Here is a 19,758-nt window from a genome sequence, read left to right as displayed (position 1 = left end):
AAGAATCCCAAGGGCAAATTAGACTGAATAAGAGACGCTTTTTTGTTTCATATACTTGAATGGAATTAATTAATGAATTCAACGGTAATTTACTCGCTGTATCTAACCAACTAAAAGATAAGATGTAGATTTCTTTTCAGGGTATGTACTCAGGATGAGTTTACTAAATCAGGGAGAACGTCATGCATCAAAATCAATCTGAGATTGTGGTATTAAAACCGACCACGGTCTTTTTATCCTTCCTTGCCTCACAATTACCAGAAAATGATTTGCCCAGTTTGAAAACCTTACACACTGATAATACGGCATATGTTATTGCAAAACAGAATTCAGATGAAGCAACCCTTTATGAAATTGAAAAGCATTTTCCAACCATGTTTCGACATGAAATTTGTCGTTGGTTAGGAGCTGAGGCTCGAAATGAAATTGAAACCAGTTTTTTGGATTTTTTATGCTGTTTTAAGTTTGAGTTACATTCTCATATTATTTTAATGGAACCAAAATTGTCTGATGGTCATCAAGTATTGAATATTAAGCCACGCACTATGCTTTTAAAATGGATGAAAACTGCTGTCGAAGACCAAGAAGAACTTATGACTGTAATGGAACGGGTTAATTTATCTCAGTTGGCCGAGAACTCCACTGTTATGGTTAAAAATTTTACGAATTTAAGTAAAATCAAACCCTTTTTGGAACAGTACTATAAGCCAATTTTCGAAACGGCGATGAGTCGGATGTCTAATCAACCTGATGAGTGGCCTGAGGTTAATTCATTTCAATCGTTCAGTCAGTATTTTGAAGTCGAAATACATACTCAATTGATTCATTTGCACCAATAAGGAGTCGACTATGGAACCAGTGACTATAGCCCTCATATGTGCGGCTGCGTTTGGAGCAGTAGTGGCATTATCTGTATTTGTCAGGCAATTATTGCTTAGTAGAGATAAGAATTTAAATGATGAGGCACAAAGAAAGGCAATATCCCAGGAGGCGGGTGAATTAGAGAAGATGCGTGAACAAATGCAAAGTAATAAACGTTTCGATTCTCATTATCAGGTTCTGGGCGCTAATAAGGACGCTATTATTTATTTAGATACTAAAATTGAGGATGTCCTTCATAAAAAAACACAATTGATTGATCGTTATGCACAGGTTTCATTAAAAGAATCTGGTGCGATAGTCGATGGTGAAATCTCTGCAGAACGAAAAGCAGCTTGCGACCGATTAAAAAAAGAAATTGATGAAGAAATCAAATTTTATGATAGTGAGCTGGAGCACTTGCAGAAGAGAAGAACTTCCTTATGGGATACGCGTACTGATTTGCAGGAATATTTATTGGGTCAGGAAAAATCTCGCAATGAAAGTCTGGATTACATTTACAAACAACATTCCGGACTTCTTGAAAAGATTTACATTCGCCATACTGATGACAGTGAACATATTGCAAAACAAACCATTGAAGCAGGGACTACGTCTTTTAAGATGATGATTCTGGCTCCCATTCAATTTTTATTGCAATATTTTAATATCTCAACAGGCATTTCTTTCGATCGCTCCAAAATTGAAAAAGCGGCGAGAGATAATGTTGAGAAAGCTGAAACCGATGTTAATGATTCTGAAAATAGTGATGATGACGTTAAAAGCGATGATGAACTAAACAGTGATGATGAGGCTGAACTTTCAAGTAGCGATGATTCAAATGTTGACTCCGATGAAGATGCTGATTCAGAAAAAGATTCAAGGCTTATGTTTGTTTAAAAATCATTCTTTTGAGTTATTTGATGACATTAATGATGTTGTATATTACAATATGGCACCCATGTGAACTTGTAGTTTGCATGGGAATTTATAAGGGTCTGAATTTTAAATCAGCTTCATGCTTAAAATTTAAAGACTTTAATCCCTTGGTTGCTTAAGGAATGACTCGTGGTTTATATAAAACGTGATAAGGATGGTCAAGTTTGTGCCATATATAATCAAGATAATGCAGAGAAGTTGGAAGAACTCGATATTGATGATCCTGAAGTAGTTCAATTTTTAATTCATTGTGACAAAGATCTTCAATTGAAGTTTATCCAATCAGATTTGCAATTAATTCGTGTGCTTGAAGACGTAATTGACATTTTAATGGATAAAAATATCATTACTATTACGGACTTTCCGCAACCAGTAATCGATAAGTTATTAGCACGCCAGGCCTTTCGTAAGCGATATGCTGGTGCTGCTGGTATGGAGTATAACGAAGATGAAGAAGATAAGTAATTTAATTTTTAAAGCGTGTATTTTGAGTTTTACCCTTGTAAGTCCAGGATTTAGTTTAAATTTAGATACACTTCTGCCTGATGAACGAAATACTGTGGATATATTTCAAAAATCTGCCCCTAAAGTGGTATACGTTCATCGCCTGACTACAGTAGCAAAAAATCATTCTCTGCAAAAAATGCATGTTCCCGATGGCGCAGGCTCCGGAATTATCTGGGATGATAGAGGACATATAGTAACTAATTATCATGTTATAAAAGGCGCGGATGATTTGGCCATTACTTTGGGAAATATGACTGTTCCAGCCAAGGTAATTGGTACAGAACCTCGTAAAGATATCGCTGTTCTTGAAATAAAAAATCCTCAGGCATTATCTTATTTAAAATCATATAAGCCCTTTGAAATAGTACATGTCAATGATTTGATTGTCGGTCAGAAAGCGATCGCTATTGGGAATCCTTTTGGCTTGGATCACAGTTTATCTAAAGGGGTGATTTCAGCATTAGGACGAAAAGTTCCTGGTATAGGCGGTGTTACCATTCATAATATGATTCAAACGGATACCCCCATCAATCCAGGAAATTCAGGTGGCCCTTTACTCAATAGTGCAGGTCAGTTAATTGGTCTGAATACTATGATTTATTCGCGCTCCGGATCTTCAGCTGGAATTGGTTTTGCAGTCCCTGCTGATGACATTGATCGAATTGCTACTCAGATAATTAAACATGGACGCGTGGTTTTGTCCGGTATTGGTATCCAACGTGTTGAACCTAATCTTGCTCAAAGATTGGGGGTGAGTAAAGGGATATTAATTGCTGATGTTTTGCCTAATACCCCAGCTGCTCACGTGAAATTGCGCGGAACGCATCGAGATCCATGGGGGCATATCGTCATGGGGGATGTAATTGTCGCTCTGAATGCTCATCCAGTGCCCAATTATGATGTGTTATATAATTTACTGACTGAAATTAAAGTCGGTGAGGAAGTGACGCTATCCATTCAAAGAGGCAATAAGCAGATGGATGTTAAAATGAAAACCATAGACATCGCTGCTCTATAATTAGGATGATCAAGTATCAAATTTGAAAATCCGAGGCCGGAGTAATACTCCGGCTTTTTTATAAGCCAGTTCTCAGTCCGAAGATCCAATCTTGACGAGCACAGGAAATGTGTTCATCGGGTTTAAACAAATAGCGGTAAAGACAGGGATTTTATTTCCTATTACCCGCAGTTTACCAGGGGCTGAGGACATTTCATCTATTTACTCCTACTTTCCGCTCTTTATGCCTGAGAGATGGTCTCACTAAAATGAACCTACTTTTAATGAGATTATTTCTAGGGGCTGTTGACATTTCATTGTTTTCAAGCGTACTTTCCGCGACTTGTTCGCGGAATCGATAGATCGTGCGCAAAACAAGAATATATTGCGCCTATAAAGATTGAATTGGATCCCGCGAACAAGTCGCGGGACGTCGAAACTTGAATATGTTAACAGACCCTAGATTCTGCGCCACGGCTGTCCCATTAAAAATATGACGTCTTTCCGAGCGTAGCGAGGAATCTCCTGAAAGGTTGCACGATCCCATTAAAATGGGGCCATTAAAATCATATCAAGAGTTGAGTCTCCCCAGCCAGCCTTTTTCTGCAGGCGCCTAATGCTCATATCCTTAAATTTCTTTTTGGTATTTTGTAACCTGTTCAAAATAATATGCCGAACCATCGCCCTATTTTCAGGAGCATGATCGTTGCGTACGCGAGAATCCTCTTCACGTAATGTAACGTCCAATGATAATTAATGCATTAATTCAGATTGTGCCAATTTGCAGGAGATTCCTCGCTACGCTCAGAAAGACGTCACATTTTTAATGGGACAGCTGTGGATTCTGCGCATAAAGCGCGGAACGTAGGCTTAGGAGGCAATTCTCAGCAGACCCTAAGTGGACTCCAGGTTAAATGTTCATCTCTTTGCGATAGCCGCTTGCCTTGATTTTTAAATCTACAAGGAGCCGTCTAATCTGAAGAGCAGTGGATTCATTTGCGCTACTTAGGATAAGATGATGATTTAATTCTAAGGACAAAAGGATGTTACTTAACAAAAATGACTCGCTCCTGGCACTTGTCGATGTACAGCAAAAACTACTACCCTCGATTTCAAATAACGAAGATTTGGTTGCACGCTGTGAATGGTTGTTAAAATTGGCAAAAAAAATGGATGTACCTATTCTATCCAGTGAGCAATATCCTAAAGGTTTAGGAGCAACTATAGAACCACTCAATAGTTATGTTGCATCAGATGATTGTGTTGAAAAAGTACACTTTTCTTGCATGCAGCAACCAGATTATGTTCAGCGATTAAGTTCATTTAAAAAAACACAATTAATTCTGATTGGCATTGAATCTCATGTTTGTGTTTTGCAGACTGCCATGGAAATGAAAGAGGCAGGCTATGAAGTTTATGTAGTTGTAGATGCCGTAAGCAGCCGTAATGAATTGGATAAGAAATATGCATTAAAGCGCATGAAACAAGAGGGCATTCATTTGGTAACCTCTGAAATGGTTTTTTTTGAATGGATCAGGGTGGCGGGTACTCCAGAATTTAAAGCATTAAGCAAAGAGTTTTTACAGTAATTAAATCAGATGGAGCATGATAGTGAATTTTGATAATCAAATTGCATTAATTACCGGTGGTGCCTCAGGAATGGGGAAAGCATGTGCCGAGTATTTACAAAAACACGGTATGAAAGTTGTCATCTGGGACAAGCAGGAAGTAAGTGATATCTCAGCCAATTTCTATGTCAGTTGTGATGTGACCAGTGATGAATCAGTAGAAAAGGCCATGAAAGAGACTATTGCTCACCTGGGGACGCCCAGAGTCTGCATTAATTGTGCAGGAATTGCTCCGGCCAAACGAATAGTCGGTAAAGAGGGTGCTATGCCCTTGGCTGCGTTTAAACAAGTAATCGATGTAAATCTCATCGGTACATTCAATGTAATGAGAGTCGCCGCACACGCCATGTCAGGTCTTGAAATCGAGAGTAAATCTCAGGAACGAGGCGTAATCATTAATACCGCTTCCATAGCCGCTTTTGAAGGCCAGATAGGTCAGGCAGCATACAGTGCATCAAAGGGTGGGGTGGTCGCAATGACCTTGCCAGCAGCCCGAGAGCTGGCCCAGTTTGCCATCAGAGTCAATACTATAGCTCCTGGCTTAATCGCAACTCCGATGTTATTAAACATGCCCCAGGAAGTGCAGGATAATCTCGCAGCTTCAGTTACTTTTCCAAAGCGCCTGGGACGACCTGAGGAGTTTGCTTCCTTGGTTGGGCATATTATTGAGAATGGGATGATTAATGGGGAGGTGGTGCGGCTCGACGGTGCTCTCCGTATGCGCTGAACGGCTGTCTTTGGCGCATCTTGCACGATCTCGCGACTAAAAAAATGCTCATGTACTTGATGTACACTCCGCTTTTTTTAGTCGCGAGATCGTGCAACCTGCACTCAAAGCCAACCGTTCAGTTGGTTTCGATCTCCTGAGAAAAAATGCTCATGTACCTGATGTACACTCCGCTTTTTTTAGTCGCGAGATCGTGCAACCTGCACTCAAAGCCAGCCGTTCAGTTGGTTTCGATCTCCTGAGAAAAAATGCTCATGTACCTGATGTACATTCCGCTTTTTTTACTCGCGAGATCGTGCAACCTGCACTCAAAGCCAGCCGTTCATTTGGTTTCGATCTCCTGAGAAAAAATGCTCATGTACCTGATGTACATTCCGCTTTTTTTAGTCGCGAGATCGTGCAACCTGCACTCAAAGCCAGCCGTTCAGTTGGTTTCGATCTCCTGAGAAAAAATGCTCATGTACCTGATGTACATTCCGCTTTTTTTAGTCGCGAGATCGTGCAACCTGTACTCAAAGCCAGACGTTCAGATTATTATCAGGCTTTTTGATGATGATTTGCACTGTTTGATGAGGTCATGTCACCGTTAGAAGTGTAAATACTTGTGGCCTCTACTTTATTTCCTGACAGAGCGCTGACAATTTGTTGACGCGTGTGAATGTTGCTCGCAATTACTTGGCCATTTATCGTATTTAAGTCACGGCAGATGGATAGCTGTTCTATCAGTTTTGTGTTTAATGTGTTTATTTTATTTGCTTCAATTACAGAGCAATTTTTTAAAAACACTTGTAGGGAGAGGCTGGGGGAAGACTCAGGATGAGTGTCGTTAATTAGATCTATTCTTTGCTTGGCACTTTCTTCCAGTTTTGTAGAGAGAACCTGTTTTTTTTCTGCCAGTTCCTCCAGTTGATTAAATTGCCGTGTGCTCAGAACATTTTTTTCTTCGGCCAATAGTATATTAAGCGCTTCGATCCAGTTAATTTCTTGCTCTAAATGCCCGATCAGCTTGGTTGCATTGTTATTATTATTCATTAAATCATCCTAATATTTAAGCCATTTCTACAGAGTTCAACATGTTCATCGCAATTTGGCTGCTGTTGATTTGATAGCTGCCTGAATTAATTTCTGCTTTAAAATATAAAACGCGTGCTTCATTAATTTCAGGTACATCCTTGAGTGACGCTTTAAGAGCTTCTAATTGCTTTGACGTATCACTGAGATTGACGCTGTCAGTAGATACTGCTGTATTCTCAGGCGCAGAACGTTGTGCGTCATGAGATTTGGCTTTAAGACGACTATCTGAATCAATGGATTTCATATTGGCCGAATCGTTGATATGGTTAACCATACTAATATCCTCATTCATGTTTAACATAGTTATCGGCTCCTTTTGCGATTTCTTTAGTAAATTTCGGTTAATTTTTAATCTTTATAATCACTTCAGCCATTAAAAGCTGTTTTTTAAGTGATTTCGACATCATTAACACAGTACTGCCTTCTTTCACACAAACCTAAGTTATTCAGGGGCGTGTTATAATTGAGTTTACGATAATCTCTATTTCCCTTGCTGAGCAGAGAGATTAAAGCTGTAGTATCTCAACTATAAAACAACGGCTACTTTTTTTTCCCCAGTTACCTGTGCATCTATAACTCGTTTCGAGGACAGATTTTTTACTTTAATCGAATCACCAAGTACGCCTTCATCCAATGCAATCCCATCCATACTCACTGTTAAAAAGTCATTCGTTGCCACGATAGTCACTTGATCACCTCTATGAACCAGCTTTGCCAATTCAATATTAAACGAGTTAAGGGGACTATCCGGGGTTATATCATGCTTACAGATAAGTCCAATTAATTCTTTAGGGTCAGTAAAATATCCTTGTTTTAATTTTTGGGCATCCATCTCCATTGGGTAAATATCATTGCTCGTGATTCGACTGCCTTTAACCAATGCCCGCTTTGCAACTAATACTGTTTTTAAAACGCTAATTTTTACGGGGACGTATAAGGACCAATGATTGTCTTCTTCTAAACATTTAATCCCCATTGTATTAGTATTGAGCATGGGAGTTTTATACGGGTTAAAAATCTCAAGTTTGTTTTCTGCACAAGCCCTGAGGTTTAAGCGTGGATCCAGTTGATCTGCTTGTACTTCAATTTTTCCTTCGGTATAGGTGGTCAGTTCATTTAAAACATGTGATTCAATTTTATTTTTTATTAAATCGAGCGATTGGCTCAGATCTGCATACAAACAGAAGCTTGCAAAAAATGTTAAAACACTTAGTATGCTCTTTTTCACAACATGAATCCTTTTTCTATTTATTGACTCATTTATTATGAGTACTGAATCCCTAGCAATATTTACGCCAATTTTCAGGAGTATAACATGAGAGACTATTTCACTGTCTACCTGTTGATTTTATGCATGTTTACTGGAACGGCTTATTCTGAGAGCCATCATCCACAAGATTTTTTAAAGTCAGTTGAAGGGGCAAAAGATGAGGGCGAACAGATTTATAGCCATTATTGCGCCAACTGCCATGCTCAAAAACCCTTGATTTCACTCGGTGCTCCACGAATCGGTGAGGAAGCCGATTGGAAAATAAGATTGAAGCAAGGGTTTGACGTTCTTTTTATGCACACTGATGAAGGTTTTAATGCAATGCCTCCACGCGGTGGTTGCTTTGAGTGTTCAGATAGGCAGTTGGCTCTAGTCCTGATCAGTATGGTCCCTAAAGAAGCACAAAAAAGCCTACTAAGTGAGCTTCGAGATCACAAAAAATACAAATAGTTAAAATATTTTATCAAAAAAGCTAAACCTATTTCAAAATCTCCCGATACAATAAAAAAAAAGAGGGAGATATAAAGTGAAAAAACAACTACTGTTAGTACCTGTTTGTGCTTTGGCGGCCTCTTGTGCTTCCATGGATAGGTCGACTGCTATTGTCGATGATGCGGGGTATACTCATTACACTATGAGTATGGAATCAGATCATAAGGGCGCTAGTTATTTTCCTGAGAAAAGAGAGCCTACCGGGAAAAAAGTGTTTGTGTTTGATCCTAAAGCTACAGCATGGGCAGCCTATGATGCTCAGGGTAACAGGGTGAAAACGGGAAGCGCTTCAGGGGGAAAGGATTTCTGTGAAGACGTGGGCAGATCGTGTCGAACGGTAACAGGTAGCTTTAAGGTTTATTCGAAAAAAGGGGAAGATTGCAAATCCAGCATCTATCCTATAGAAACAGGCGGCGGTGCGAAAATGCCTTATTGCATGCACTTTAGTGGCGGATATTCGATACATGCAGCATATGAAGTACCTAATTATAATGCAAGCCATGGATGCATCAGGGTGTTACCCAGCGCTGCAAAATGGTTGAATCAGAATTTTATTGATGTTGGAACTTCTGTAATTGTTAAGCCATACTAAGAATAGATTCAATATAAACGCTTCTCCACTACTGCCCTGTAATTTGCAGGGCTTTTTTTTGGGCTTTTGCCTATATTCAGGGTTTTTCGTAAGTCCAGTGAGTATTTATACGAGTGTATCAGGACTTGATAATAATTGAACCACATCATACTATCGTGATTTTTTAATTCAGGGTAGAACGCTATAATGATTTTATGTATTGATGTTGGAAATTCTCACATATATGGTGGAGTTTTTGATGGCGACGAGATAAAGCTTCGTTTTCGACATACCTCTAAAGTGAGCACTTCCGATGAGTTGGGGATCTTTTTAAAAAGTGTTCTGCGTGAAAATAATTGTTCTCCAGACAGAATTAAACAAATTGGCATTTGTTCCGTAGTTCCTCAATTAGATTACTCATTGCGAGCAGCTTGTGTCAAATATTTCTCATCAGAACCCTTTTTTTTACAAGCAGGGGTTAAAACAGGTTTGAATATCAAATACCGCAATCCAATAGAGGTAGGTGCGGACAGGATTGCCAATGCAATTTCAGCAACCAACATTTATCCTAATCAAAATATTATCGTGATCGATTTTGGCACAGCAACTACTTTTTGTGTCATTACCGCCCAAAAAGCTTATCTGGGGGGAGCTATTTTGCCAGGAGTTCGATTATCTGTTGATGCGTTATCAAATAATACCGCCAAATTACCTTCAGTTGAAATTATTAAAACTGAAAGTGTCGTTGGTCGTTCTACCATCGAAAGCATTCAGTCTGGAGTGTATTACGGTGTTTTAGGTGCTTGCAAAGAGTTAATACACCGAATTAATCAGGAATCCTTTGCTGGAAAAAAAGCATTAGTACTCGCTACAGGAGGTTTTGCCTCATTATTTGATAAACAGGATTTGTATGATCATCTGGTTCCTGATTTAGTGCTTCAGGGGATTCGATTGGCATCTTTGATGAATGTATAGCTTTTTGATTGATGTAAGGATTCTTTCCTGTTCAGATTGCACTTGCCTACTTGCAAACAGGATCCTGTTGTTTAACCTATCATTCCCCTTCACACGAAGTGTGGAGGAGAGGGATAGGGAGATATAAAGATTGCGACAGCAACTCTTGTTTGATTCAATCTCCTTTTGACTTTAATTTGTGCTCTCATTTTTATCTTTCACATATAAATTTGAACATCACCGGCTTTTGTTTATTAAAATATCAAATAAATATATCAAAAAGTGGGTTTTCGGCTTGACTGGTGAAGAAATGTGTTTCTATAGTGTATAAAAGTGGGGTAAAATAATAAAAAAGTGGAAAAATGTGGAGTAGTTGTATTCCACCACCTGGGACTAAATCATGTTTCGTGGAATAAATAGCATCACCATAGACACTAAAGGACGGTTGGCAATCCCAACTCGTTACAGAAGTGCTTTGGGTGCAGAGGACAAAATTCCTTTGGTGGTGACTATTGATACTGAAGAAACGTGTTTGCTTCTTTACACTGCGGCTCAATGGCAGGTGATTGAAGATAATTTGCAAAAACTACCAAGTTTTAATGCGGCTGCTCGAAGGATACAGCGTTTGCTAATTGGTCATGCTACTGATGTTGAAGTCGATGCTAATGGCCGTGTGCTGTTGCCTACAGTTTTGAGAAATTATGCAAAATTGGAAAAAGACGTAGTGATGATAGGCCAGGGTAATAAATTTGAAGTATGGAATAAAGAACTTTGGGAATCCAAACGCGAACAATGGCTGGCTGATGAAGCTTCCGGAACCGATGGATTACCTGATGAAATGAAAACGTTTTCTTTGTAATGGAAACCTAAATGGCAGCGCATCAATCAGTATTACTACACGAATCCATCAACGGTCTGGCTATTAAAGCTGACGGAATCTATTTTGATGGAACATTTGGTCGTGGGGGGCATAGTCAGGAATTATTAAATCATTTAAATGATAAGGGAAGGCTGTTTGCCATAGATAAAGATCCCGATGCAATTCAATATGCAAAAGATCATTTTGGTTTGGACAAACGCTTTCATATCTTTCACGGGTCATTTGCAAGAATCAAGGATTTTGCCGCAGAAGCTGGAGTGCTTGGCTCAGTTAATGGCATATTGCTTGATTTGGGGGTGTCTTCTCCACAGCTCGATAATCCTGAGCGAGGATTCAGTTTTATGCAACAAGGTCCATTAGACATGCGTATGGACATCACTCAAGCAGTAAGCGCGGCTAAATTTGTTAATGAAGCTGAAGTCGATGAGATGGCTTCAATCTTCAGGTTGTATGGCGAAGAACGTTTTGCAGGAAGAATTGCCCGGGCAATTCTTGAGGCGAGAAAAATTAAACCCATTACAACGACTTTGCAATTGGCAGAGATAGTAAAAGAAGCAAATCCAAAATGGGAAAAGCACAAACATCCTGCGACTCGAGTATTTCAAGCGATTCGTATTCATGTAAACCAGGAGCTGGACGATCTGATCAGTTGTCTGGAACAGTGTCTGGATGTTCTGGCTCCCGGCGGGCGATTGGCTGTGATCAGCTTCCACTCGCTCGAGGACCGTATAGTAAAGCAGTTTATGAGAGATAAAGAACAGGGGCACAGGCCTCCGCCTGAAGTACCTGTAAAATACGAGCAACTTAAGACAGGATTTAAACGCGTAGGTAAAGCCATAATGCCACAAGAAAATGAATTAAAAGACAATATCAGATCAAGAAGTGCGGTGCTTAGGATAGGGGAGAAACTAGCATGAATGCTGCAGCTAAAGTAATAAATCAAGGTAATTTATTCAATGGTCAATGGGCAGATATTCACATGTCTAAATCAATATATATGCTGATGGTATTGTTAGCTGCCGTGTTAGTGAGTGCCTTGGCAGTGATTTATAGTACGAACTCGTATAGATCAACGCTCAGTCAGGTAGAACAGGAAGAACAACAAACTCATTTTTTCCAATTACAATGGGGGCAGTTGTTGTTAGAGCAAGCCAGTCTGGCAACTCCTGCTCGAGTTGAAGAGTTGGCAATAGAAAAACTGGGCATGACTCTGCCAAACCCCAAAAACACCTATTTTTTACATGCGCAATGAACACCGCACTTCATGGTGAAGAAGAGCTGAGTACGTACATGAGCTTAAGATTAAGAGAAAAATCACCTCGAAATATTTTAAGGCTTCATGTACACTCCCTACTCAATAACAAAACGCGCAATATGGATGTATTTGTGCTTCAAAATACTTTTTTTGAGTAGTCACTTATGAAAAAAACACATCATTTAGCTCGACTGATTACTGTTGCTGTTTTTTTTTCTGTACTCCTGCTTATCCTGATTTGGCGAATGGTCGATCTGACTGTTTTACACAGGCAATTTTTACAAGGACAGGGTAATGCCCGAAGTTTGAGGGTAGTTGATATACCCGCGTATCGAGGAATGATTACTGACAGAAACGGTACTCCTCTTGCAGTTAGCACACCGGTTGAATCTGTATGGGTTAATCCTAAAGAATTTTCTCCCGACAAAGAGCAGTTCATGCAGTTGGCAAAATACTTGAATTTTAGTCCTAAAGCCTTAAGCAGAAAAGTGGTCGATGCTCAAAATCGAGAGTTTCTCTATTTACAGAGGCAATTACCGCCTCCTCTTTCAAAAAAAATTGAAGCGCTAAAAATTCCTGGAGTTAACTTCCAAAAGGAATTTAAGCGCTATTATCCAGATTCCGATAGTATGTCCCAGTTATTAGGATTTACTAATGTTGATGATCAGGGACTGGAGGGAATAGAACTGGCCTATCAGGATTGGTTGATGGGCATTGTAGGCAAGAAAAGAGTTATTAAAGATCGCCTGGGTCGTGTCATAGAAGAGTTAGGGGTGTTAAAAGAACCGCGCCCTGGTCATGAATTATCCTTGAGTATTGATAGACGATTACAATATCTGGCATACAGTGAATTGCACAAAACTGTTGAGGAATTTGCAGCCAAATCGGGTTCTGTAGTGGTACTAGATACTGAAAATGGTGAAATTTTGGCTATGGCTAATGTCCCATCCTATAATCCTAACTCTCGTGGCCGTTATGATAAGGACACTTACAGAAACAGAGCCTTAACCGATACTTTTGAGCCGGGCTCGGTAATTAAGCCGTTCAGTATCGCCAGCGCACTGGAAACTGGGCTTTTTACACCTGATACTATTATTGATACCAATCCAAGCTGGATGAGTGTGCATGGGCGCACTGTTCGTGATATTCATAATTATGGTGTATTGGATGTAACCGGAGTATTGCAACACTCCAGTAATGTCGGGGTGACTAAAATGGTATTGGCCAGTCCCCCAGAGCAATTGATTGGATTATTACAACGCAGTGGATTTGGGCAAAGAACTGAAAGTGCTTATCCCGGTGAAAGTGAAGGTTCAATCGTAAAAGCCAAAGACGCCAATCCCTTTGTTTTGGCAACCCTGGGGTTTGGATATGGTCTTTCTGTTACTGCTCTTCAGCTAGCGAAAGCAAGTTTAATCTTTGCTAACAAGGGACAATTAATTCCCGTTACTTTAATACATAATGATACACCAACACCCGGAGTGCAGGTGATAAAGCCTAAGACCGCTGAGCAAGTGCTTCTCATGATGGAGGCTGTTTTAGGTACAGGTGGTACAGGAAAGAGTGCACGGGTACCAGGTTACAGGGTTGCAGGAAAAACCGGAACCGCTCGTATTGCCGGAAAAAATGGTTATAAAGACAGAAAATATACCGCCAGTTTTATGGGTATAGCTCCTGTATCCAAGCCCAAATTTGTTGTGGTGGTTATTATTCATGAGCCGACAAGAAAGGGCTATTATGCCGCAGCAGTCGCAGCTCCGTTGTTTGCTAAAGTGATGTCCGGGGCATTGCGTTTATTTAATGTGCCTACTGATGATCCGGTTGGATAATGTAGGCTGTCTGTTCACGCGAAACGATGTTTGGGCAGCTTGAGCCGTTTGTACGGGATTATGTGTAGAAGATTTCCATATGCTCAGGTTATTCTAAATTTGACTATTTATCAGAATGAGGCGCAGGCTCATGGAACTTAATCAATTATTAAAACCCTGGATGCAGCAGGAAATAAGCAACTGTGAACTGAACGATATTAAGAATGACAGCCGATTAATTCAGAAAGGGGATTTGTTCATTGCATATCCTGGATCCGCGTCGGATGGTCGTCTATATATTGATAAAGCAGTTCAGTCAGGAGCTGTTGCCGTAGTCTATGATCCAGATAATCTGCCCGCTACCTTTAAATTGCCTGTATCAGTACCTTGTGTGCCTGTACCTCATTTAGCGGCTCAATTAGCACCGATTGCCAAACGATTTTATCAGGAACCTGGTAAATCATTAACCGTTACTGGAGTTACTGGCACTAATGGTAAAACGACAATAGCCTATCAATTGGCTCAAGCACATGAATTGCTTGGGCAAAAATCAGCTTATATTGGCACTATAGGTCAAGGAACGGTGCACGAGCTCAAACCCTTGGACAATACCACTCCTGATGCCTTGTGCTTGCAAAAATTATTATTCCAATATCAACAACAGGGAATAAAGCAAGTGTCTATGGAAGTATCATCCCATGCTTTAAGTCAGCATCGTGTGGATAGTATTGATTTTAATCAGGCATTGTTTACCAATTTGACCCTGGATCATTTGGATTATCATCACACCATGCAGGCATATGGCGAAGCAAAGGCTATGCTGTTTGCCAGAGAAGAGTTGCAATGGGCTATCATAAATCAAGATGATGAGTACCAGGATTTAATGAGCCGTTCCATCATGCCGCATGTTAAAAAAACTACCTACGGCATGGGTTCTTCTTGTGATGTTAAAGCAGTGAAATGGCATAGTGATCTGAACGGTACAGTAATAGAAGTGCATTCTCCCTGGGGAATGCATGAATTGAATATTAATGCCCTCGGACAGTTTAATATTTATAACAGTTTGGCTGTGTTTAGCAGTTTAATGGCAAGCGGTTACGCAGCGGACAACGTCGCCCAAGTTATGTCCCGGTTAAACGCAGCACCTGGACGTATGGAAATCGTGGCAAATTCTCCGTACGTTCTAGTGGATTATGCCCATACTCCTGATGCTCTGGAAAACGTACTCACGACGTTAAATCAATTAAAAAAAGGGCGGCTGTGGGTCATATTTGGTTGTGGGGGAGACAGGGATAAATCAAAACGACCAGTTATGGGAAAAGCGGCCAGTCGTTATGCGGATAAAATTGTTATTACCAGTGACAATCCCAGAAGTGAAGATCCATCTGTAATCATTGAAGAGGTTGCACAGGGAATTCCATCGTCTGCTTCGGTTATCAAATTGATTAACCGCGAAGAAGCCATTGCACATGCATTACAGGGCGCAGAAAAGGACGATATCATTCTTATTGCTGGCAAAGGCCATGAAGCCTATCAACAAATAGGTTCAGAAAAACGGGTATTTTCCGATCAGGAAGTAGTCAGACGATTGATTAAGGAATAATTTCCTGGATGCTTCAATAGATCATCAAACTGATTGTCTGATTATAAGGCCATTTTATATGCACTTGATTAGGATTTTATATAGTCGGTATTGAAAATTAAGTGCCTTGCTTAAGTATCGCTTAATATTGATACCGTATTTTAGTCATCCGTGAATTTTTGAGAATCCAGCTGATGACTACCGAAATTTTTTATTGGGATGGTCTTATCATTGATGAAGCCATCGCCGATAAATATGTAGAGGTTATTAATCAATTAAAAAATGGCGAACTCCAGGGTGCTGGTTTATCGCTGAAAAAAATGCGTCATCATAGAGTCTTTAGCCTTAGTACCAGCTACAGTGGTCGATTATTATTTACATCTCGGGTTATCAATCAAAAGAAATGTCTGATTTTTCTGGAAGAGCTTCCCAATCATGATTATAAAAATTCAAAATTTTTAAATAATCCAGCAACGTTAAATCAATTTTTAGAAAAGAATCACAATGATTTGGTAGCGATAGTTGATTTTGAAGAAGAGTTTATGGACATCGATGAGTTTCCAATCTCTTTGGATATTAATCTAACGGAAAAGCGACTGTATACCCCAGTTGAGTACTATGATCAGGAATTTATCGTTTTAAACAGTTCACAAAAGCACGCCAAATTTGCAAAAGGACCAGCCGTTATTGAAGGGCCACCTGGCTCTGGAAAATCATGCGCCTCTCTTTCATTAATCACCAATGCAAGGGCAGAATTAAATAAAATTCTTTTTTTAACGTCTTCTCCTGCTTTAGTGAGTCATATGGAGGCTTTATATAATAGTTTACCAGCTTCCCTGGACAGTCCTCCTGGCCGAGTAGTTTTTAAGTCCTATTTACAATTGGTGCATGAATCGGATCCCGCTACGGAGTCTAAAAAAGTTGTTGGGCAAAAGCATTTTGCCAAATGGTATGCCGGTTATTGCAACACAAAAGAACACTTGTTAAAAAATCAAAACAGCAAGCACAATAAGTCAAAACAAAAGAGACATAAAAAACAGATGCATCATCTGCCTCAAGAAGTCTTGGATGCAAGGAATGTATATCAAGAATTCAGAACAACAGCCGCATACTCGGATTATGTTGATACCCAATTTGGCACTGAGAAGAACTATACACAGTTAGCTTATGAGAGACTGGGTGAGAAACATCAATCGTTATTTACAAAGGAACATCGTCCCTGGCTATATCAAGCCTTTCAAGACTATGCCGCCTATTTGAAACATACTAATCACATTGATCTTTCTTTTTATCGATTAAAATCAGATGAAGTATTCGACATGGTCGTTGTCGATGAAAGTCAGGATTTTTCAAAGTCTCAAATTCAGGATATAACCAGATTAACAAGTCCAGCCTTGCAGATCTATTTTTGCCGGGATTCTCATCAAAGTTTGGAAGACAGTCAGTCATCTGGTCCTTTCATCCACGAGCATTTATATCGACTAGGCAACAGGATTGGTATCAAAGCACAGCACATTCAATTACCCTGCTCCTACAGAGTGTTTCCAAATGCTCAATCTTTAGTGGATAGAATATTGGATTTGCGTCTGAAACTAATTGGTGGCCGCGCGGACAATCTTGAATACGTCAAATTACCAATGACTGTGGAACAAAACAGCACTTTAGGATCGGTTCATTGGTTTGATAGAGTATCTGAAGCGGTGCAGACTGCTTTGCAGGAGGCAACACACAGTAGTGATTTAATTATTATTACTTTGCCTGAGTTTATCGAAGAAGCAAGAATTTTTTTCAAAACGGATTTAATCTATACTGTAGATCAGGTTAAAGGCTTACAATTTCCTGTTGTTGTTTTATTCCGAATGGCTGAAGATAAAGCATTGGAAGAAGCTAATAAAATACTAAGTAAACCAGAAAGTTCTTATGTAGCCAGTAGTTCTACCACAAATCGTCCTGCTGATGGAGTAGGTAATCCTAAGTTTGGCCCTCCATTAAATAGATTTTTTACCGCAGCAACGCGTGCTCAGCAGCAAATTATAGTTATACAACCTCATCAACATAAATTCGGTTATGTAATCAATGCCATGAAATCTGCCGAGCAATCTGCTGATGAGTTTAAAATAGAACTTAACAAACAAAGTTATTCTGAAGAGAAATGGTTGGATTTAATTAGAAAACTCATCAGCAAAAATGAAATCGCTCTTGCCAGGAAAATATACATCCAGTACTTAAAGAAAACTCCGATTGAATTCAAAGAGTTTGTAAAGCAAGCCAAGACTCCATGTTCTGCTTCTATCCAGGAGTCAGGGTTGATGGCCACCAGTATGTTAAGTACTCAGGGGCCTGTTGCTTCGAGTTCATCTACTTCGGCAAGCTCTGGAAGTGCCGCTTCTGTGAGTACCATGGGTCTCTTCTCCGACAGAACAACTGATGAAATGCATCCTTCCTATAGGGAAAAAAGAGGTAGCAGAAACAAACCAAGGATTGTGAAACCCCTCTCGTTATCCGTTCAAGCCTCCGATACGATGACCCAACAGGTTAAAACTATTCCTGCAACTCAGAGTACCAGGCATTCACCACAACAGAATAGAAGAATGCGGACAGATAAACGTTCCTCAGGCAGAGCCCACCGGGATGGGTTTATGAAGCGCATAAGCAACGAAGCTTATCCAGGATTATACTTGGCCAACGAGTTATCTAACGGGAGGCTGGATTCTCAAAATTTAATCAGTCTATTTATATACTACCCGGAGTTATGTGATTTAATTACTATCGAGCACTTGTGTAAAGTGGGAGAACAACCTTATTCATCCCTCTTAAGCCAGCTTTGCTGCCCTTTTGTTGAACCCAGACATATTGCACTCAATTTTTTGCTTGAAAGAGATGATAAATTAATAAGTTTTCTTGTCGCGGGGATAAAGTGTTATTTGTTTTCATTTCAAGATGCCCAGTTGAAAGAGCTAACGGAAAAAGATCAATCACTCCTGAATATTTTTCAGAAAAAAGTGACTGATTTCCGAGACATTCAATATTTGAATACTACGAAAACAGGTAAAGAAATCCTTGAAAAACTGGCATATCTATTAAATGGGAGCATAATCGATTTGCTTTATGATGTGCAGAATGCAATCAGAAAGAAACCAGAGCCTAATTTCGAGATTTCATTTCAACGCCAACAGATTCATACGTCAGAAAATAAGCATGCTTTGTTTGCATCTCAGCTTAATGAACTTAAAGAGACATTTTGGCAACACATTATCGCCCAATATCCATTAGACGATACTTCAAGAAAAATTGTACGACTTATGAACCAGGGCAATAACATTGGGGTAGAGCTGTGGAACAAAACTCCCTTTGTCAACTTGGCGGATTTTTTTCCTCATGCATTTTGTGATTTAAACATTCAGCATCTGTTTAGTGAACAGGAACGTGAGTTGGCAAGACGATTGATAACTACACTTGAAAGTCATCCTCATTGGACCACAGTAGAGGAGTTAAATTATATTGATCTGGAACTGAGTGCTCCAGATTTTGATTTTACCAGTATTTTTTCAGGGATTTTGCGTACTGTTCGTGCACAGTTAATTCTTGAAAACCGATTGCTTAATAAACTCTACAATGTAAATATGATATTTTGGAATAATATCGTTACCCAATTTGGCGAGGTTTTTACTAATCGTCTTCGTATTAAAAACATCATGGATCAGCTAGCACAAAATGATTCAGTAGCAATCAAAGCCTGGAATTCTATTGATGAAATAGAAAGCAAATTTAAAAATAATCCACCATCATGCTTGTTACAGTTTTTTACAACATGCAAAAATGCAATGAGTGCAGAAGAATTTGAGAAATGTACTTTGCTTCAGAACATTATTGCGAGGTTAGAAGCCGAGAAGCCATGGGAATTAGAAGCTTGCTTTAACTACATTACCGCATGTTTGAATTCTTCAGAGTTGGGTCGATTTAGTCTTTTAGCCGGATATTTGCGATTTGCACAAGATGTTCTGGGCAAGCAGTTATTGCAGGAGAAAACGAATAACAGACAATTAATGACACATTCTGTACCGGTGTCGATACCCGAACAGAGTAATGTCGGGTCGACACCCGTGGTGCTTGAGCATGAAGAGAATGGGGTCGAAGAACAACAATCCATGAGCAGAATGATGCCTTTAAATTAGCAGAATCAACTGGTATATCCGGCATAGGGCAAGCGGAACCA

19 protein-coding genes are annotated in these 19,758 nt (G+C 39.7%); 16 read left to right on the top strand and 3 right to left on the bottom strand.

Annotated elements, in window-relative coordinates; genetic code table 11:
* The first annotated feature begins 182 nt into the window (after positions 1 to 182).
* From ELY21_RS11335 to ELY21_RS11300, 7 genes are all read left to right on the top strand, one after another.
* Positions 183 to 839, top strand: a complete 657-nt coding sequence (locus ELY21_RS11335; RefSeq protein WP_127109588.1) for a hypothetical protein — start codon at positions 183 to 185, stop codon at positions 837 to 839.
* Between the two features lie 10 nt (positions 840 to 849).
* A complete protein-coding gene (locus tag ELY21_RS11330; protein ID WP_028385206.1) occupies positions 850 to 1,758 on the top strand; it encodes a hypothetical protein in 909 nt (302 codons plus the stop codon).
* Positions 1,759 to 1,926: 168 nt separating this feature from the next.
* Positions 1,927 to 2,262, top strand: coding sequence for a hypothetical protein (locus tag ELY21_RS11325; protein ID WP_028385207.1), 336 nt, complete (start codon positions 1,927 to 1,929; stop codon positions 2,260 to 2,262).
* Positions 2,246 to 3,322 (top strand): S1C family serine protease, encoded by a 1,077-nt coding sequence (locus tag ELY21_RS11320; RefSeq protein WP_199741701.1) that lies wholly within the window; start codon positions 2,246 to 2,248, stop codon positions 3,320 to 3,322. The genes ELY21_RS11325 and ELY21_RS11320 overlap by 17 nt, the downstream gene beginning before the upstream one ends.
* A 1,022-nt stretch (positions 3,323 to 4,344) precedes the next feature.
* Positions 4,345 to 4,890, top strand: coding sequence for a hydrolase (locus tag ELY21_RS11310; RefSeq protein WP_127109584.1), 546 nt, complete (start codon positions 4,345 to 4,347; stop codon positions 4,888 to 4,890).
* A gap of 22 nt (positions 4,891 to 4,912) precedes the next feature.
* Positions 4,913 to 5,656, top strand: coding sequence for an SDR family NAD(P)-dependent oxidoreductase (locus ELY21_RS11305; protein ID WP_127109582.1), 744 nt, complete (start codon positions 4,913 to 4,915; stop codon positions 5,654 to 5,656).
* Between the two features lie 91 nt (positions 5,657 to 5,747).
* Positions 5,748 to 6,206, top strand: coding sequence for a hypothetical protein (locus ELY21_RS11300; protein WP_127109580.1), 459 nt, complete (start codon positions 5,748 to 5,750; stop codon positions 6,204 to 6,206).
* Here the strand turns inward: ELY21_RS11300 and ELY21_RS11295 are convergent.
* The 3 genes from ELY21_RS11295 to flgA form a co-directional block, all read right to left on the bottom strand.
* Positions 6,194 to 6,688, bottom strand: a complete 495-nt coding sequence (locus ELY21_RS11295) for a flagella synthesis protein FlgN (protein ID WP_127109578.1) — start codon at positions 6,686 to 6,688, stop codon at positions 6,194 to 6,196. The two genes, ELY21_RS11300 and ELY21_RS11295, sit on opposite strands and share 13 nt — an antisense overlap.
* Before the next feature lie 16 nt (positions 6,689 to 6,704).
* Entirely contained in the window at positions 6,705 to 7,031 is a 327-nt protein-coding gene (gene flgM / locus ELY21_RS11290) for a flagellar biosynthesis anti-sigma factor FlgM (protein WP_127109576.1), read from the bottom strand.
* Between the two features lie 225 nt (positions 7,032 to 7,256).
* Positions 7,257 to 7,958, bottom strand: coding sequence for a flagellar basal body P-ring formation chaperone FlgA (gene flgA / locus ELY21_RS11285; protein ID WP_127109574.1), 702 nt, complete (start codon positions 7,956 to 7,958; stop codon positions 7,257 to 7,259).
* Between the two features lie 87 nt (positions 7,959 to 8,045).
* On the opposite strand from flgA, the gene ELY21_RS11280 reads away from it, so the two are divergent.
* The 9 genes from ELY21_RS11280 (at position 8,046) to ELY21_RS11240 (ending at position 19,717) form a co-directional block, all read left to right on the top strand.
* On the top strand, positions 8,046 to 8,450 hold the full coding sequence (locus ELY21_RS11280; protein ID WP_127109572.1) for a cytochrome c5 family protein: 405 nt from the start codon (positions 8,046 to 8,048) through the stop codon (positions 8,448 to 8,450).
* A gap of 76 nt (positions 8,451 to 8,526) precedes the next feature.
* Positions 8,527 to 9,084, top strand: coding sequence for a L,D-transpeptidase (locus ELY21_RS11275; protein WP_127109570.1), 558 nt, complete (start codon positions 8,527 to 8,529; stop codon positions 9,082 to 9,084).
* A 186-nt stretch (positions 9,085 to 9,270) separates the two neighbouring features.
* Entirely contained in the window at positions 9,271 to 10,038 is a 768-nt protein-coding gene (locus tag ELY21_RS11270; protein WP_127109568.1) for a type III pantothenate kinase, read from the top strand.
* A 379-nt stretch (positions 10,039 to 10,417) separates the two neighbouring features.
* A complete protein-coding gene (gene mraZ, locus ELY21_RS11265) occupies positions 10,418 to 10,876 on the top strand; it encodes a division/cell wall cluster transcriptional repressor MraZ (protein ID WP_127109566.1) in 459 nt (152 codons plus the stop codon).
* An 11-nt stretch (positions 10,877 to 10,887) separates the two neighbouring features.
* Entirely contained in the window at positions 10,888 to 11,814 is a 927-nt protein-coding gene (rsmH, locus tag ELY21_RS11260; RefSeq protein WP_028384220.1) for a 16S rRNA (cytosine(1402)-N(4))-methyltransferase RsmH, read from the top strand.
* The gene (gene ftsL, locus ELY21_RS11255; RefSeq protein WP_028384219.1) at positions 11,811 to 12,149 is read left to right on the top strand and encodes a cell division protein FtsL; all 339 of its coding nucleotides are present in this window, start codon (positions 11,811 to 11,813) and stop codon (positions 12,147 to 12,149) included. The genes rsmH and ftsL overlap by 4 nt, the downstream gene beginning before the upstream one ends.
* A gap of 167 nt (positions 12,150 to 12,316) precedes the next feature.
* Positions 12,317 to 13,981, top strand: a complete 1,665-nt coding sequence (locus tag ELY21_RS11250) for a penicillin-binding protein 2 (protein ID WP_127109564.1) — start codon at positions 12,317 to 12,319, stop codon at positions 13,979 to 13,981.
* Between the two features lie 130 nt (positions 13,982 to 14,111).
* Entirely contained in the window at positions 14,112 to 15,563 is a 1,452-nt protein-coding gene (locus ELY21_RS11245; protein ID WP_127109562.1) for a UDP-N-acetylmuramoyl-L-alanyl-D-glutamate--2,6-diaminopimelate ligase, read from the top strand.
* 173 nt (positions 15,564 to 15,736) lie between these two features.
* Entirely contained in the window at positions 15,737 to 19,717 is a 3,981-nt protein-coding gene (locus tag ELY21_RS11240) for a hypothetical protein (RefSeq protein WP_127109560.1), read from the top strand.
* Positions 19,718 to 19,758 lie beyond the last annotated feature (41 nt).

It is taken from the genome of Legionella sp. km535 (genome assembly GCF_003990085.1).
In the GTDB taxonomy this organism is placed as follows: domain Bacteria; phylum Pseudomonadota; class Gammaproteobacteria; order Legionellales; family Legionellaceae; genus Legionella; species Legionella moravica.
This window is presented reverse-complemented; position numbering and strand designations above follow the sequence as displayed.

What these genes read in the sequence shown, in the direction of transcription:
- ELY21_RS11335 (WP_127109588.1), top strand. Translation starts at nt 183, where the DNA reads ATGCATCAAAATCAATCTGAGATTGTGGTATTAAAACCGACCACGGTC.
- ELY21_RS11330 (WP_028385206.1), top strand. Translation starts at nt 850, where the DNA reads ATGGAACCAGTGACTATAGCCCTCATATGTGCGGCTGCGTTTGGAGCA.
- ELY21_RS11320 (WP_199741701.1), top strand. Translation starts at nt 2,246, where the DNA reads ATGAAGAAGATAAGTAATTTAATTTTTAAAGCGTGTATTTTGAGTTTT.
- ELY21_RS11310 (WP_127109584.1), top strand. Translation starts at nt 4,345, where the DNA reads ATGTTACTTAACAAAAATGACTCGCTCCTGGCACTTGTCGATGTACAG.
- ELY21_RS11295 (WP_127109578.1), bottom strand. Translation starts at nt 6,688, where the DNA reads ATGAATAATAATAACAATGCAACCAAGCTGATCGGGCATTTAGAGCAA.
- flgM (WP_127109576.1), bottom strand. Translation starts at nt 7,031, where the DNA reads ATGTTAAACATGAATGAGGATATTAGTATGGTTAACCATATCAACGAT.
- ELY21_RS11280 (WP_127109572.1), top strand. Translation starts at nt 8,046, where the DNA reads ATGAGAGACTATTTCACTGTCTACCTGTTGATTTTATGCATGTTTACT.
- ELY21_RS11270 (WP_127109568.1), top strand. Translation starts at nt 9,271, where the DNA reads ATGATTTTATGTATTGATGTTGGAAATTCTCACATATATGGTGGAGTT.
- mraZ (WP_127109566.1), top strand. Translation starts at nt 10,418, where the DNA reads ATGTTTCGTGGAATAAATAGCATCACCATAGACACTAAAGGACGGTTG.
- rsmH (WP_028384220.1), top strand. Translation starts at nt 10,888, where the DNA reads ATGGCAGCGCATCAATCAGTATTACTACACGAATCCATCAACGGTCTG.
- ftsL (WP_028384219.1), top strand. Translation starts at nt 11,811, where the DNA reads ATGAATGCTGCAGCTAAAGTAATAAATCAAGGTAATTTATTCAATGGT.
- ELY21_RS11250 (WP_127109564.1), top strand. Translation starts at nt 12,317, where the DNA reads ATGAAAAAAACACATCATTTAGCTCGACTGATTACTGTTGCTGTTTTT.
- ELY21_RS11245 (WP_127109562.1), top strand. Translation starts at nt 14,112, where the DNA reads ATGGAACTTAATCAATTATTAAAACCCTGGATGCAGCAGGAAATAAGC.
- ELY21_RS11240 (WP_127109560.1), top strand. Translation starts at nt 15,737, where the DNA reads ATGACTACCGAAATTTTTTATTGGGATGGTCTTATCATTGATGAAGCC.